General features: G+C 55.4%; 10 protein-coding genes. 2 read left to right on the forward strand and 8 right to left on the reverse strand.

The window, feature by feature from the left end:
• Positions 1-227: 227 nt before the first annotated feature.
• Entirely contained in the window at positions 228-1163 is a 936-nt protein-coding gene (locus LA756_RS03070) for a GNAT family N-acetyltransferase (protein WP_224438418.1), read from the forward strand.
• Between the two features lie 10 nt (positions 1164-1173).
• On the opposite strand, the gene LA756_RS03075 is transcribed toward LA756_RS03070, so the two are convergent.
• The 7 genes from LA756_RS03075 to LA756_RS03105 all read right to left on the reverse strand — a co-directional run bounded on the left by LA756_RS03075 (position 1174) and on the right by LA756_RS03105 (position 14025).
• Positions 1174-2622, reverse strand: a complete 1449-nt coding sequence (locus LA756_RS03075; RefSeq protein ID WP_224438419.1) for a sulfatase — start codon at positions 2620-2622, stop codon at positions 1174-1176.
• Between the two features lie 93 nt (positions 2623-2715).
• Positions 2716-6276 carry a bifunctional proline dehydrogenase/L-glutamate gamma-semialdehyde dehydrogenase gene (locus LA756_RS03080; RefSeq protein ID WP_224438420.1) on the reverse strand — a complete coding sequence of 1187 codons (3561 nt, stop codon included), beginning with the start codon at positions 6274-6276 and terminating at the stop codon, positions 2716-2718.
• A 139-nt stretch (positions 6277-6415) separates the two neighbouring features.
• Positions 6416-7135: an AraC family transcriptional regulator gene (locus LA756_RS03085; protein ID WP_224438421.1), complete on the reverse strand. Its 720-nt coding sequence runs from the start codon at positions 7133-7135 to the stop codon at positions 6416-6418.
• A 132-nt stretch (positions 7136-7267) separates the two neighbouring features.
• Positions 7268-9850, reverse strand: a complete 2583-nt coding sequence (locus LA756_RS03090) for a sodium/solute symporter (protein ID WP_224438422.1) — start codon at positions 9848-9850, stop codon at positions 7268-7270.
• Between the two features lie 222 nt (positions 9851-10072).
• Positions 10073-11608 carry a sulfatase gene (locus LA756_RS03095; RefSeq protein WP_224438423.1) on the reverse strand — a complete coding sequence of 512 codons (1536 nt, stop codon included), beginning with the start codon at positions 11606-11608 and terminating at the stop codon, positions 10073-10075.
• A 157-nt stretch (positions 11609-11765) separates the two neighbouring features.
• Positions 11766-13028, reverse strand: a complete 1263-nt coding sequence (locus LA756_RS03100) for an FAD-binding oxidoreductase (RefSeq protein ID WP_224438424.1) — start codon at positions 13026-13028, stop codon at positions 11766-11768.
• Between the two features lie 49 nt (positions 13029-13077).
• Complete coding sequence (locus tag LA756_RS03105; protein ID WP_224438425.1) at positions 13078-14025, reverse strand: dihydrodipicolinate synthase family protein; 948 nt, start codon at positions 14023-14025, stop codon at positions 13078-13080.
• 131 nt (positions 14026-14156) lie between these two features.
• Here LA756_RS03105 and LA756_RS03110 point away from each other — a divergent pair, with 131 nt between their 5' ends.
• A complete protein-coding gene (locus LA756_RS03110; RefSeq protein WP_224438426.1) occupies positions 14157-14897 on the forward strand; it encodes an AraC family transcriptional regulator in 741 nt (246 codons plus the stop codon).
• Between the two features lie 45 nt (positions 14898-14942).
• Here LA756_RS03110 and LA756_RS03115 read toward each other — a convergent pair whose 3' ends face one another.
• Positions 14943-16850, reverse strand: coding sequence for a hypothetical protein (locus LA756_RS03115; protein ID WP_224438427.1), 1908 nt, complete (start codon positions 16848-16850; stop codon positions 14943-14945).
• Positions 16851-16925: the final 75 nt, after the last annotated feature.

The following is a 16925-nucleotide window of genomic DNA, read 5'->3' on the forward strand; positions in this document are numbered from 1 at the left end:
ATCGGAAGGGAATGGCGCGGAAATTAGGAGGGAAACGGCTGCTTGGAACGATGCAGTCGCCTGATTTGCCATTCTAAGGGAAGCCAAGATCAGATGCGAGAGAATTTTCGCATCGACAACGCTTTGCTGGTCCTGGGTAGCAAGCCAGCTGCTTAATGGCGAAAATACGACTTAGGTCGCCGAACCACGTGGTATCAACGCAAGAAGTTAAAGTATCAGGAGCACGCATGCCCAGCTATTCGTTACGCAGCAGTACCGCGGAAGATCACGCGGAAATCGCTTCGCTCATCTATCACTCGACGAATGCCTGGTACGAAGCACACGCTCGCCCCCCGATTTTCACAGGGGAAGTGACCTCGGCGAACATCTTTAACGAAGTTTACGAAATGCTCGACCCTGGCTGCTGCGTCGTGGCCCAGTGTGACCAAACGGGACAGATCGCTGGTTCCTGCTTTTACCATCCGCGGCCAACGCATGTATCGCTCGGCATTATGAACGTGCATCCCGATCACTTTGGTGGGGGAATCGCACGCCGGCTGTTGCAATTTATCATCGATCTTGCCGATTCCGATAACAAACCGGTCCGATTGGTTTCCAGCGCGATGAACCTCGATTCGTATTCGCTATACAACCGCGCCGGATTTGTGCCTCGGGGCATCTTTCAAGACATGTTGCTGTCGGTGCCGGCCGAAGGCATCAATCGAGGGGCACCTCCGTCAAAGTTGGATCGCGTTCGTACGGCCACACTGGCAGACTTAGAGGCTATAGTCGAGATTGAACGAGAGCTTCATCACATCGAACGGCCTGGCGATCATCGGCACTTTCTCGAAAACACGTCCGGTATATGGCACACGGCTGTTATCGAAAACGAGCAGGGCGGAATCGACGGCTTTCTCGGATCGGTGCTCCACCCTGGGTCGAACATGATTGGGCCCGGCGTGATGCGTACCGAGGCGGATGCTGCAGCGCTGATTTACTTCCAGCTTCAACATCACGCTGGACGAACACCGGTTTGGTTGGTGCCAGGTCAGGCCAGCCAGCTAATCCAACAGTTGTATAGTTGGGGGGCTCGAAACTGCGAGCTGCATCTCTCTCAGGTACGCGGCGAATGGACCGAGCCGAAGGGAATCGTCATGCCCACGTTCATGCCTGAGACAAGCTAACGCCAATAGGTTATTCATCGACACCCAGTTCGTTCTTCCACCAACGCAGGTAGTCTTCCGGATCGGAATTCCAAGTCATGCCACGTTTTTTCATGGCGTTTGTCGACCATTTTCGACTTGCGGCGATGGTTTCTTCCAACTGCGGTTCCGGCTGGTAGCCCTGATCGCCGGTTTCCTCAATCCATTGATCGAGTTCATCTCGTAGTTGATTCAGAACTTCTTGATACTGTGGATCGTGGGCAACGTTTTGGGTTTCGTCGGGATCGGCTTGCAGGTCGTAAAGTTCTTCGGCAGGTCGCGTTGCGGTCCAGAAAGCGGCCGGCGGTCCGGTCAGTTCGCCTCGTTGTTGCAGCACTCGGGCCACCGTCATGCCAGGATATTGAAGCTCTTTATAGCCGCTACGCTGTGTGTAAGGACGATCTGGGAAGTCGTTGCGGATGAATTTGAAATGCTCGGTGCGTGCCGCACGGATTCGATCGACAGCGTCCCCGCAGCGGTCACGTGCAGCAAATACCAGCTCGCGTTCTGCGTAGTCGTCAGCCAACAAGTCGCGACCATCCATCCATTTCGGCACCTCGATCCCGGCCGCAGCTACCGTCGCCGCGCTCACATCCATCAAGCTGACTTGGCCCGTTTTCACGGAGCCAGCTTTCAGTTTCTGAGGCCAGCGGACAAGTAGCGGAACACGCAGACCGCCATCGTACAGCCATTGCTTATCACGATAATGTGGACGGCCATGGTCGCCGAAAAAGAAGACCACCGTATTGTCGAATTCGCCAGCGTCTTGCAACCGCGAAAGGACTTCGCCAACATGCTGGTCGAGTCGTTCGATGCTGGCCAAGTAGTTAGCCCAGTCGACGCGCACGACGGGATGCTCAGGGTAATACGTCGGAATCTGAACATCGTCGGCGCGATGCTTGTCTTTCGCAGCAATGAAAGAGCGATGCGGCTCATGGATCTGAACTTGCGCAAAGAAAGGCTGGCCCTTGGCACGCTTCGACCAATCGAATCCGTCGAACAGTTTGCCTGGCGTCGTAAAGTTATAGTCGGTCTTGCCTGGCCGCGAGATCGTTGAGTTCGAGTTCGTGACAAAGTAGCCAGCGTCGCTCAGGAGTTTCGTGATAGGAACCACCGGCGGCGGAAGCGGTCGTTTTACCTCGGTGCGATGATGATGCGTGCCGGTAGCGGTTTGGTAAACGCCGGTGATGAACGCCGATCGCGAGGAAGAACAAACGGGCGCTGTCGCGAAAGCCGCTTCGTACTTCCAGCCTTCGTCGGCGATCCGATCGATGTGAGGCGTGCGAACGCCTTCATACCCGTAGCAACCTAGTTCGGGGCTCAGATCGTCCGCGATGATCCAAACAATGTTTGGTCGTTCGGCGGCGCGAACCCAACCAGACAACACCGCGAGAAACGCGATTGCCAGGGACAAACGATATAAAGCGGGGGCGTAAAGCATGGCAGGAATCTATTCGGGGGTGCAGGGATGAGGGGCCGTTCACGCAACGACGGACACTCTATCGTAGCATCCTCGCCTGCCGAATCCTATGGACTACGTCGCATGCTCGGCATGCTGCCGCGAAGTCGTATTTCCGTGGCGATGAACAATCTCCGTAATCGATTGTTCGCGAAGATATCCGAGCCATTCAAGTCGACCATTCGCCAGGCATTCGCTCGCAAGAAGTCGATGGCCCTGACGCTTAAGAACATAGAACGGTCCCAGTTGCTCGGTACCCATCACGCGGAAACTTCCTTGCGGCGATGTTTCCATCCGCGTGAGAAACACATCGGTCGCTTCCATGGTTGCCGGAGGAAGGTGGTTTTTGACTTCGCTTGGCACGTTCACATCCGGATGCACGCTCCAAGTCCACGAAATGCCCCCAATCTGGCACAGGACGTAGCTCTTCAGAATATCTGACCAGCAGACTTCCCCTTCTTCCACGCGAACAACATGCTGCGGCAAGGGGCGATAGCGGAAGTCATTGTTCTCGCCATGTAGCGCCGATGGATCATGTTCGTGGGAAAAATAAGTGTTCCACCAAAACGCATAGCTTTCGGCCGCCGCGCGAAGCTCGTGCCGTTGGCCTTCTGTGGGCAGTGAACTCATGAGCCCCTCGACCAAGGCGTCGGTCGGTTGGTCAAGCGAGCTTCGCCTAGCGGGGAGGGAAGTCTCCTTCCAGTTTCGGAACGCGGCGACGTAATTCGGCCCGCCAGCTTTCGCACCAGGTCCGACCGACGAGTGCTTCCAGCCTCCAAACGGTTGGCGCTGAACAATCGCCCCGGTAGTCGTTCGATTGATATAAGCATTGCCGACTTCGACGCGATCTCGCCACGTTTCAATCTCGTCGACATCCAGCGAATAGAGTCCACCGGTCAGACCAAATTCGCTGTCGTTTTGAATACGAATCGCTTCTTCCAAACTATCAACACAAATCACACCCAACACCGGACCGAAGCATTCCGTGCGATGGTACCAGCTGCCAGGCTGCACCCCGAGGCGAATTCCAGGGCTCCAGAGGCATGGATTTCCGTCGATCATTTCCGGCTTTAGCAACCAGCTTTCATCGGGATCTAGTTGCGTGAGTCCTCGTTGCAGATCCGCATGCGGAGGCCGGATCACAGGCGTAACGTCGGCCGTCAAATCCCACGCCGAAGCGACATGCATGCTGGCCGCCGCATCCCGCAGTTGGTTTTGAAATTGCTCGCTTTCGTAGACATCGCGAAGGACAATCGCAAGGCTCGTCGCCGAACATTTCTGTCCAGCGTGACCGAAGGCGCCACGAACCAAATCCTTGATTGCCAAGTCCAAGTCGGCGGCTGACGAAATGATCATACTGTTCTTGCCGCTCGTTTCGGCGTACAAGCGAAGATCGGAGCGCCAAGACTGGAACATCTGGGCCGTCGCGTATGCGCCAGTCAGCACGACGATGCCGACGCGTTCGTCACTGATTAATGCTTTGCCGACGTCGCCGTCGACCAGCGGCAGAAACTGAAGCACATCGCGAGGAATGCCAGCCTCCCACAATTGGCAGGCGAGGTGCCAAGCGGTAAGAACCGTTTCAGGGGCCGGTTTTAAAATTACACTGTTTCCGGCCATCAATGCGGCCAGGCAGCCACCTGCGGGGATCGCGTAAGGGAAATTCCACGGCGGCGTCACCACCACAGTTCCAACCGGCTTCGAGGTGGTTCCATCGTCCCAGCCATCGCTGTCGAACGAACGGCTGTAGTATTCGGCAAAGTCAATCGCCTCGCTGATTTCGGGATCGCTTTCCAGGGCTGTCTTTCCGGCATCGGCCATCATGACGCCAATCATTTCGCCTCGCTGTTGAGCCGCCACGGCAGCGAAGTTTCGCAATATTTCAGCACGCTTCTCCGATCCTAATGCCTCCCATGCTGGCTGCGATCGCTCTGCCGTTTGCAAGGCTAACTCAACATGTTGGGCGGTACCGGTAGCATATTCGTACAGCTTCAAGCCTGGCCGGGACGGATCGTGGCCTAGGGTGAGCTGTTGTGTTGTTTCCTCGTTACCGCCAACTTGCAGTGGGATGGCAGCGAAGGTACGCTCCTTCCAATCGTCGACCAGCTCGCGAATCCAAGTACGGTTCGCGGGAATAGAGAAGTCCGTATTCGCCGCATTAACAAACGGTTCGCTCGCGCGACTTGCTGTCATCGACTCGGTTAGGCGATTTTGGTTTCGGCTAGGCGTGGATGAAAGTGACGAAGACTGAGCAAGCGAACACGCTTTGAGAAACAGTTCGCTCTGCTCGTTCCACGCTGGGGAGTTAACTTTCATGGCGAAAAGCGAGCCGAGGAAGCTACCTGGCTGAGTGTTCTCGTCGAAGCGGCGAACGAGGTAGGCAACTGCCGAGTCGAAGTCGGCGTCGTAACATACTGGGGCATATACCAGCAAGTCGCCGGTACTGTCTCGCATCTCACGGGCCTGGGCGTTGGCCATGCCTTCCAGCATTTCAAATTCAACGCGTTGGCTCACCTCGCGATGTTCGGCCAATCGCAATGCAAACGCGATGTCGAACAAATTGTGACTCGCGAGGCCGATACGGACCGCTTCGATGTTCTCAGGACGAAACGCATATTCAACCATGCGTTTATAGTTGGCGTCGGTCTCGGTTTTTGTGGCGTAAGGAGCCTGGGGCCAGCCATGTAGCGAAGCTTCAACTTTTTCCATGGCCAGGTTCGCCCCTTTGACGAGGCGAATCTTAATGTCGGCCCCACCGCGTGCGACACGCTGCTTCGCCCATTCCGTGAGCGACTTCTGCACTTCATGAGAGTCAGGCAGGTAAGCTTGCAGCACAATCCCTGCCGACAAGTTGGCAAATTCTGGTTCGTCCAGCACGCTACGAAAAACGTCCACTGTCAGGTAGAGATCGCGGTACTCTTCCATGTCGAGATTGACAAACTTCTGCTTGCCGTCTTCCGCGTTCTTGGCGGCGCGGTAAAGCATGCGCAGCCGTTCTTTCAAGTCAATCAGCGTTGCTTCGTAGCCTGTTAAGCTGATATGTGCGGCCACCGAAGAAAGCTTCACCGAGACATAGCGAATCTCGGGATCTCGCAGTCGTGCCAGGTAGGCATCGAGTCGCCGTTGGGCTTCCGTTTCGCCAAGGACCGCCTCGCCGAGCTGATTGAGATTAATACGAATGCCATCTCGTTTCCGCTGGGCCAAATAACGAGCGAACGGTTCCTTTTCGGCCGAGATGATCACATGCGACGAGTCAGCTTGGATGCGCTTACGAATCAACGGCATCACGAGCCGAGGTGCTATCTGGGCTGCCCAAACGCCCAGTTGGAGTAAGCCGCGATCGATCGGGCTGAAATACTTGGGCAGTCCGTATTCCTTCACGAGCGACTTAAGATGGTTCGCACTGCGGCGCGGGTTTTTGATTCGCAGTACCTGATCGGCCATCGCGACGGTCAACTCTTTACCATCCCGATCCTCGATCAAGCCAGCCACTTTGGCTAAGTTGGCTTTGTCGGCGGCAGTCTCGCGAGCCGTCGACGCGCGAAGGATATCGGCTGCCAACGCTATAGCTTCCTGGGCGACGATGTCGAACTCTGGTCGATTGGTTGCTTGGTCGTCGTGTGTTGCAATCGCCATCAGGTTTACCTCCCAGGTAAGCTTCGAATTCCAATTCAATGAATTCTAGAAACGAGCACGCTGCGCCGTATTGAACATTTCATGCGTACGGCGTGCCTGTTTCTGCAAAAATTGGGAAGGCAAAAAGGGGCGAATTGACCTAACTCGCCTGCTGGTGGGACTTTCGGTACGCCAATGGTGTCAGATTGGCGGCCGCTCCGAAGTGCCGCGTGAACGCGCTCTGGTCGCTGAAACCACACTCTAGTGCGATATCCGACAAGGACTTTTCGGTCGATACAAGCAGCTGCGACGCCAAGTCGAGGCGATACTTCATCACGAATTTCTTCGTCGAAAGTCGGAAGACACGTCGCATGCGGCGGTCGAGCTGCGTGACGGATAGCCCGACTTGATCAGCGAGTTCTTCGGTCTTGAGCGACTCGGCGATGTTGGCGCGGATGTAGTCGACGGTGACCTTCAAGTCGGCAAGTTCCAGATCGCTATCGCTGGGCTGATTTAGATCTTGCGAAACGCCGACGAGCCCGACCGTTTCGCCGGCATCGTTGACCAGCGGAAATTTGTTGGAAAGATACCAGCCGAGCGAACCGTCGACGTTCGAGATCAACTCGAGTTGATCGCGCAGTGGCTTCCCAGTACGGATGACTTCGGCATCCTGATCGTCGTACACTTTGGCGAGATCGGCTCGAAAGTAATCGCTGGCCCGCTTACCGATCAGCTCGCTCGGATCGGCGACCCCCAAACGTTCCGCGAAAGCATGGTTCACAAACGTGTATTTGCCTTGCAAATCTTTCACGCAATAAACAACGTCTCCGAGGCAGTCAAAGATTTGCTCGACCAATCCCTCTTGAAACTTGTACATCATCCCAATTTCTTTCTGACATGCTCGCCCATAGGACAAGCTTTCAAGCGGCGTCTCCCTTACCTTGATATCGGGAGAAAGCCGTTCATGCCAGACGTGGTGACAGAGAAGTTGGACGATTCAGCGTCGTTGAGCTTAATCAGCGGCCGGCAAGTTCTCGGGCGCGTCGTAAATCGTTAATCCACTTAACGAAGCCGGTCCGCGGCCAACCACCAGACTGGCCACATAGCCCACGGCAAAGCAAACCGTCACCCCGGCAAAGGGATAGAAATAGCCATTCACTTGGGTGAACTTCCAAAGCAAAAACATCGTCGCGGCACCAACCACGGCGCCGCACAAAGCGCCTGCTTGGTTGGTTCGCCGGGTGAATGCCCCCAACAGAAACAGACCACCGAGGATTCCCATGAAGATTCCCAGGATCATCACAAACGCATCGAACAGCGAGCGGATGTCAGGGTTCACGAACAACAAACCGAGCAGTGTCCCCAGCGTGCCTACCGCAAACGTGCAGACCCGAGCGGCAAATAGGTAAGCTTTCTCCGTCGTGCAAAGATGCATTGGACGTAAGAAGTCGACGATGATGGTTGTCGCTGACGAGTTCATGCTGGTCGAAACAGTCGACTGGGCCGCAGCAAACACGCCAGCGACGATCAAACCGGCCAGACCAATCGGAATCTCACGGGCAATAAACAGCGGAAAGATCTGATCCGTCGTAATCGTCGGATCGAGTTTGTCGGGGTTGCTGTGATAAAACGCAAACAAGGCCGTTCCGATTCCAAAGAACAAGATCGTCGCAGGGATCGTTAAAAAGGCGCTCATCCAAATCGACTGTGCTGCGAGCTTCTGCGTTGGCGTCGTCACGTAACGCTGCACGACCGCTTGATCTGCCGTATAGGAAGAAATGTGCTGCATCACCGCGCCAGATAAAATTACCCACAATGCGACTTGCGAGTTCGTGACATCCCACGTCGCGTTGGCCATGTTGAACTTGTTGGCATTCGCCGAGAGGTCCCAGAAACCAGCCAAGCCACCATCGACGCCGCCAATGAGCAAGACGATCGCCAAGATGGCACCTCCTAGCAGGACGAATGTCTGAATGGTATCGGTCCAGATAACTGCTTCAATGCCGCCCATCGTGCAGTAAGCAATGCTTAGTACGCCCATCAGCAGCACCGACTGCACAGGCGACAGCGGCGTAGCAACCGCGAGAGCCAGGGCCGTCAGCGACATCACGATCGCCATGCGAAACAGATGAAACAGCACAAAGCTGGAACTTGCCAACAAACGGACAACCCGACCGAACCGCATTTCGAGGTACTCGTACGCGCTCGTAGCGTCGATCCGCCGATAGAACGGCAACGCCACATAAACGGCCAAAATGGCGACCAGCGGAATCGTAAAATTCCCTACCGCGTAAACCCAGTCCTGGGCGAACGCCTTCGAGGGCAATCCCGTAAACGTGAGCGAACTGAGCATCGTCGCAAAGATACTGCACCCAGCTGCCCACCATGGGATTTGCTTGCCACCGCGGAAGTAATCGTCGGTATTTTTGTTCTTCTGCGTGAAGTAAACACCGACACCCACCATCGCCAGCAGGTAACCAAACAACACAACGTAGTTCACAATACCGAAACTTTTGCCAGATGCTGCGACATCGATTTGCCAGATGTGAGGCGATCGGACGCGAGGGCGGACTTCGCCACTTGCCAAGATGATGTCCCCATTCCACGCCACCGCGTGCGTCGTGACGACATTCTCCGGGATCGAACCGAGCGAAGTCCATGCGTCAGTAATCGTGTGATAGGCGAATGCTTCTTTGGGAAAACCTGGGTGGTCGTCCTTCAACTCATCTTCGCGGCCCCAGTTGGCTTCGTCGGCACCACCCAGCACAAAGACATGGCTTTGTCCGACACCGATCGCTTCGCCTGCCATCATCACTTGAGGCGCGTCTTGGCGTCGTCGCCACTGCTTTGATTTAGGGTTGTACTGCCAGACGTCCTTGAGAAACTCCGTTTCACCATTCTCTTCACGTCGGCCACCGATAACGTACAGTGAATCATGAAATCCATCATGCTGCGTAGCGACCAATGCGAACGAGCGTGACGCGCCTGGCAGTGGCGGAAGCTTTTCCCAGGTGAACGTATCTGGTTCGCCTGCCTGCGCAAGATCGAGCGACCACAAGTTCGTCGTTGCACTGGCAAGTTCCGGCTTCTCTTGACCACATGCAACGTAAACCTTCGTGCCGATCTGGGCGGCCTGAGCATAGACGATCGGCTGGGGCAGGGGGGCGCAAGGAATCTGATGAATCGTGTTGCCGGTCCAAACCAGGAAGTAAGCCTCCGCAAAGACGTCGTCGGCATTATTGCCGCCAATGCACAGCACGCCGCGATCGGTGGAAACAGACGCTCCATATCCAGTCGGCCGAGGGAGGGTTCCGCCATCATGCCATTGGAAATCGTTGCCGTTCTTCGTCAGCACATGTATCGTGTCGACCCACTGCTTGTTCGACTCCCAAACGGGACGCGGAAAATTGGCTCCGCCAGCAACAATCATCGCGTCGTTGCTCACGCCTACAAAGGGTCCCGCGACACCTAACTCGTTCGGCAGATCAGGTAGCTGTTTCCAGTCAAGCGTCGTTTCCGCTTGGCAAAGCGAAACAGGAACCAAAGCCGTCAAAAGCAGCCAGAAGAGGGCAGAGCAATTCCGAAGACAGGGCATGAGGAGGTTTCAATTCGGGGCATTTCACGAGAGTTCACCGCCAGGCGGCACAGGGCGGGGATCATAATCGCAAAGATCATTCACAAACTCAATCGGCAGAAATATTTCTCGCGTATATTTCTGGAATTCTTTGCGAGTTTGGTCATGCCGCGCATAAAAAAGGCCCCGCGAACTGAAATCGCAGGGCCTTTCGTCGTGCATTTCGACAAAGCGGAACGGGGCTTACTCGTAGCTCCACTTCATGATCCAAGGATCGTTCAGCTCTTTCTGCTTCGCTTTCAGCTTGGCTTTGTACTCTTCCAAGACTTCGGCGTAAGCAGGATCGTTGGCCAGGTTCAACGACTCGTGTGGGTCGGTTTCCATGTTGAACAACTCGAACTCAGGACGTTGGATGTACTCGCCAACGGTTCGCGTGCCGTACGGAGCATCTTCGCCCTTCTTCAGCTGAGCTTGCCAACTGGAAGCAGCCCACAAATCGGAAGCGAAGGGATAATCGAGCTTGTGAGCGATGTTCCAAATCAACTTGAATCGCTTGTCGCGATAGACACGCATCGGGTAATACATCTGAATTTCATGGAAGGTATGCGAAGCGAAGATATCTTCGTGCGTACGAGCTTCCGGATCGCCCAGCAGTGGAATCCAAGACTTGCCGTGATATTCGACAAATTTGTTGGCTCCGTTGCGGTTCTCTTCCAACGCTTCGCCACGTTCCTTCCAGAACTTGTTGGCGTTGATTGGATTCTTTGGACGGCTGGCTTCTCGGTCCAAAGCACCTGCGAAGTCAAGCAGCGACGGGGTGATATCGACGTGGCTGATCATCGCATCCGTGTCGACTCCGCGATTCTTTTCGTAAGGATTTCGCACGACAAAAGGAACTCGCAGGCCCCCTTCGTACACCGTCGTTTTGCCGCCAGAGAAGGCCATGCCATGGTCCGCGGTAAAAACGATCATCGTCTTGTCGTACAGACCAGCGTCTTTCAAGATGTCGACCAATCGCTTCAAGCCTTGATCGATTCGCGAAACCGATTGATAGTACTGGGCAAGCTCTTCTCGGGTATCAGGCGTGTCTGGCAGAAACTCTGGAATCGGCACTTCGGCAGGGTCATAAAAGACTTCTTCGATGCCGGGGTAAGCCTTCTTGTTCGGCTTGTTACCAAACAGGTTTGGTTTCAACTCCAGTTCCGATGTCTTATCGACGCCGCCGCCACGATGAGGATCGCTCGTGGCGAAGTAAAGGAAGAATGGCTTGTCGCTGGAGGCGGTAATGAACGCTTCGCAATTGTCAGCCATCTCGACCGGCGATCGTGTGTTGCCGGGAATCGTCGTTTCAAAATGAAAGACCGCTTCAGGAGCAACGTGATACTTGCCGCAGCGTGCCGTTCGATATCCGGCCTGGGCCATCAGTCGTGGTAGTGCCAGGCTGACGACGTCGTGATAGGAAGAGAACTTATGGAAGTGATGCGTGTGGCCATACTGACCGTTCATATGGTTATGAAGTCCACTCATCACCACCGATCGACTGGCACTGCAACTGGCCGTGGTCGCGAATGCATTGCGGAACAGCGTTCCATCGGCCGCCAACGCGTCGATCGTGGGTGTGACGGCAACTTTATCGCCATAGCACCCAAGCGTTGGACTTTCGTCGTCGGTGATAAAGAAGATAACGTTGCGGTCAGGTCGTTTCGGATCATCAGCCGCGCGTGCAACGCTGAACAACGTGCTGAAAACCGCAAGTGAAACAGTCGCAACTGCGAACATACGCAGACACGAGGGGGCTACTCGTTTCAAGGGGCACCTCTAGCAAGCAATAGTAGGAGGTTGGAGGGATCTAGGGGCAAGACGCTCTATTCTACTTGAAAAGTTTACCCCGTTCAGGCACGACTTCGCAAGAAATCTCAGTCCCGCGGCAAGATATCTAAGCAAAACGAAGTGGTGAATAGGGTTCCGCGTCGATATGAGTCGGCATCTGCGTCATAAGCTCAGCAACTAACTTTCCGGTCGAAGTTGCCATGCTAAGCCCCAGCATATTGTGCCCCGTCGCCAGGAAAGCGTTCTTCAGACGTGGCGTCCGCCCAATGATGGGCAAGCTGTCCCACGTCATCGGTCGCCAGCCATACCATGTTTGCTGCGTCTCGGCAGTGGCTGGCATTTTCAAATAGGGTTCGGCCGACTTGCGAAGCTGATCGATTCGACGCTGCGGAATCGATTCGTCGTAGCCGCTAAACTCCATCATCGATCCCAGGCGATAGCCACCATCGAAGGGCGAAACGCCTACTTTGTGTTCCGGCAGAAGCATCGGATACTTCGGGCAAGGATCAGGCCGTGACATCGTCACCGAATACCCTTTGCCAGGCTCAATCGGAATGCGACATTCGAGCGCTTTACCGAGCTGCGTGCTCCAAGCCCCGGTCGCTATGACAAACTGGTCCGCTTTCAGCACGCCTTGCGATGTATGCAGTTGCACGATGCGACCATGCTGCTTCTCGATGTTGAGTAGTTCGCATCGCTCGAGAAACTTCACGCCGCGTGCTTTCAGCTTGGTGCTCCAGTTCTCGTTCAATCGGTCTGGGCGAACCGATGCGTCGCCGGTGTAATGGAATGCTCCGGCCAGGTTATCGTTAAATGCGGGATCGAACGTTGAAAGTTCGGAACCCTCAATCCGCTGCGCCGACACGCCGAAATGCTCGGTCAGAAAGCGATCCGTTTCGGCGAACGACTTCATGCCTTTTTCGGTTTGTAATACGTACAGCAGCCCGGTCTCTTTCCATTCGCAGTCGAGCGACTGCTGAGGGACCAATCGGCGATACTCTTGCATCGACGCATCCAAGATCGCCTTGAGGGCTTCGCCAGCGGTCAGCATCTGTCGATGATTGCAGCGCCGTGCGAACTGCCACATCCAGTTCCACATCGCCGGGCTAAAACGTGGTTTGACACGGAAGGGGGCACTTGGCTGAAAGAGTGACTTGACCGCGGTGCGAATCGCTTCCGGCTCGGTCAGCGGCAGCACGTGGCTTGGGCAAATGTAGCCGCAGTTCCCATGTGAACAGGCACCCGCGATGGTCGACCGATCGATGACGGTGACATCCATCCCTTGTTCGGACAAATAATGCGCACACGCGATGCCGACGATGCCGGAACCGACGATAAGCACACTTTCGGGATGCGACGACTTGATCATGCGGGCGTTGGGGTTTTAAAGAAACAAGGGCAGGGAGGAGGAAACGTGCTTAACCCTTCGAGCCTGGCCACGAGTCCCACCAATTTCGGAACAGTTCCCACTGAGCCTTCAACGTTTCGCGCTGGCTCGAGCTTAGCTTGTCGGTCGCATTGAAGTGATGTTCGTATTCTGGGTTTCCTTCCAGGACCATCAAGTACTTGTAATACAGCACCAGGTCAGGACCTTCGTCGAACGTCGAAAGCACCGTCAACGCTTCGTTCAGTTCCCATGCCAGCTTGCGCGACTCGGCACAACCCGCCGCCCCTTTCTCGCACAGATCGACCAGCCGTAAAATTTCTTTTGGCAACGCATTGCCGACCCCGGTGATAGCCCCTTTGGCGTTGCAGCGAAGGTAACCATGGTAGACCTGGGTGTCGACGCCGACCATCAACACCAAGTCAGGATTGGTCCCGGTGATGTGTTCCGCTGCGTAGGTCAGCGAGTTCGAACCACCAAACTCCTTGAACCCGACTAGGTTCGAGAACTCGCGACGGAGATCGAAGAACAAGTCCGCTTTCGTTTCGAATCCGTAATAAGGGCTGTTGTAAATCACCGAAGGCAAGTCACCAGCAGCGGTCAGAATGGCCGAGAAGTGATCGCGCTGGGCCACTTTGGATGTACCGCGGGAAAGCACCCGGGGAATGACCATCAACCCTGCGGCACCAACCTGCTTGGCGTGCGCCGCATGTTCCGCGGCGAGCTTCGGATTTTGTGCGCCAGTCCCAACGACGACGGGAACGCCAGCATCGACGAGCTGCTTGACCCCTTCCTGCCGCTGGGCGTCGGTCAGCAGCGGCCAATCCCCCATCGAACCGCAGTAAACGACTCCGGACATTCCCAAGCCGACCAGCTCTTTTCCCTTCGCCACCAAGGCCTCGAAATTAGGCGTTCCATCGGCCGAACAAGGGGTCATCAAGGCAGGAATACAGCCGCGGAATACTTGGGATTTATCGGTCACTGCGCTTCTCGGTTCGTTAAATGATTCACTCTGACGGATGAACTTCCCCCATCATACCGCCAAATGCTGGGAATTGTCTTGACAAACGCTCCAACACCGACTGGAATTTGCGCATAGTTTGAGGAGAACCAATGATCCCCCAGATTCATGAAATCCTAGGCCAACTCGACAAACCGTTCACCGGCGAAGAACTGTTCGACCATCTGCCGGACATTGTGTTTTTCATCAAAAACACCCAGGGGCAGTACCTCGTCGTCAACAACACGCTCGTGCAACGCTGCGGAGCCCACGAGAAAGCCGACCTGATCGGACGTACGCCTGGCGAGGTCTTAAGACCGCCACTTGCGCAAAGTTTTGAGGACCAGGACCGTAAAGTGCTCGCCTCAGGGCAGCCCCTTGTCGGGCAGTTAGAACTGCACTTCTATGCCACGCGCGACGTTGGCTGGTGTTTAACGAGCAAGCTTCCACTGCGAAACAAAAACGGAGACGTCGTTGGGCTCGTCGGCGTTTCGCAAGACTTGCGTCTGCCTGACCTGGCGACCGACGAATACCAACATGTGATCGACGCCATCAATCACGCTGAGGCCCATCTCGACAACCCACCGAGCGTGTCGGAACTGGCCGAGATCGCCGAGATGTCCCCTTATCAACTCGATCGCCGCATGCGACGCGTGTTCGGTCTGACCACCGGGCAGTGGCTATTGAAGCTGCGGATCGATTTGGCCCAACGCCGACTTCGCACATCGGACGAGTCAATCTCGCAGATTGCCATGGAAGCAGGCTACGCGGATCAAAGCGCCTTTACTCGGCAATTCCGGCGCGCAACGGGGATGTCTCCCCGCGACTACCGTGCCGCACGACGTAGCAATTAAGTGAATGCCGCGCGGCTCTGCGGTCGAACCATCTACTCGCAGGGCCTAATCTTTGGAAACATGCGTCAACAGTAGCTTCGCATCTTCCACCAGGCCGTACCGCTTCGTAATTGCCAACCGATCGATCTCTTGATCACGAATTTCCCACAACAAGTTCGCCAGGTCTTCGCTCGCTTGTCGAGCCAGCTTGCTCTGCCCTGATAGCCACGTCGAGATTGCCAGGCTGCGAAGCGTATCTGCGCGATCAGTAGGCGACGCGATCTTGTCAATCTCCGCCCGCGCCTCTGCCCATGTTTGTTCTGCCTCGTTGATGTCGCCGGCAGCGTACTGCTCGCTGGCAACGGTCGTCAACGTACCGGCGAGCCACTCGGCGTGATCCCCCGGCAAAGATCGCATCATGGCGAATAGTTTCCGTTTCTCGTCGGTATTCTTCGTCGAGTGACGTAGCGACGCAAGCGCGTGAAACTTTTCGACAGGGTCCGTCACTGGGGTGACAAACCGCGCGAGCTTCTCCGGAAGACTGAGGCCAATGTTGTCCGACTGCCATCTCAAATGGCGCGTCAAGCGTTTCGCATGCTCTTCGCTAAGTTCGGGGACAACGGTCTTATCTAACACGTCCCACGCACCGGCTTCCCCCAGCGTGGTCGCGAACGCCAGCAGATAAGTTTGGGCGTCTTGTTGGCTCTGTTCAGGTATCTTGGAAATATGTACCGCATGCGGCGCATTCCGAGTCAATACTTCAACCGCAAACGCTCGCGACTCGGCGGTTCCATCGGCCAACATCTGATTGCAAACCTTGGAGACTAAATCGAGACGCTGTGGCTTGGTCTCAGGGATGCGTTCCACCAATTCGATCGCCTCGTCGTACATTCCGTAGAACGCGAGCCGCTGGCTTAACGTATGGGCCTTGGCAATTACCAGTCGTGTTTCTTCATCGAATGTGTAGAACGACGCTTCATAGCTGTAGCCGGTCGGTTCGTAGGTGGCGACAAACTGGTCGATCACCTTTTCTGCTCGCTCATTCTCACCGATGACCAACAGCCCGCCTGCATACCACAGCGAAGAAGAAGCGTACTGCGATCGCTTTTCGTACGCATCCATCAACTGTTCGGCCAACTCGATTTCGCCGTTTTGATGAAGTGTGACGATTACGTTTTGGCAAGCATCTAGGTTATAGTTTCTGTCGGCGTCAAAGTCGTCGGCGTTCAGCGTGAGGAGCATCTGCTCCACAAATTCCTTTCCACGCGGAATGTCCCCACTTTGAAAGTAGGCCATGGCAACGCTCGCCAGCGAGTGCAAATGGCGTCCAGCGTCGGTTTCCCAGTCGATCCAGGCCTGAGCCAATTCATGCCGTCCTTTCTCCGCACAATGCGTCGCGCAGGCACCACTGGTCTGATACGTACGAGATGGCCCCGCGATTTTCTTCGCCAGCAAGACATCGGCGTCGGGGCTGCCCAAGGTGACCATGTGATAGGCCAAACGTTCTCCTTGGGCCGTGCTGATACCACAGATCGGATTGTCGAGTGAATAGTCTGGCTGCTGACGAAGTTGCAAAAGAAGTTGTGCCGCATCGCGAAGCGTTTGATGTGCGGCTGTTTGGTTGCCGGCGGCATGTTGCCAGCCAGCTACCGTATAGAGGTAGTGAAGTCGCGATTCATCATGCATTGCCGGCGAAGTCAATATCTTCATAAGGCTCGCGACGATGTTGGGATCGTTTGTTGTTGCCCTGCCGTTTTCAATCGCCCTCGACAATTCGGAAGGCAGCTGCGAAAACGTTTTCCCGTCAAAAAAGTGATCTTCGCCAGACAGGTATTGGTCGAGTACCGGGCGATGGTAGGTCAACAGTTCGTCGATCCGCGCTTCGGGATCGTTCGCCGGCGGTTGAGCGAAAATAATACCAACGTTACCGACAAGCAAAATCGCAGCGGCGAGCCATCCAGTCAGGTAGCGCATGGGAGAGAGTCCAGGTTAGCGACAAGTAGGATCTGACACAAAACTCCGTTACCGTCAGCCTAACGAAAAACACCA

It is taken from the genome of Bremerella sp. TYQ1 (assembly GCF_020150455.1).
Taxonomy (GTDB): Bacteria; Planctomycetota; Planctomycetia; order Pirellulales; family Pirellulaceae; genus Bremerella; species Bremerella volcania_A.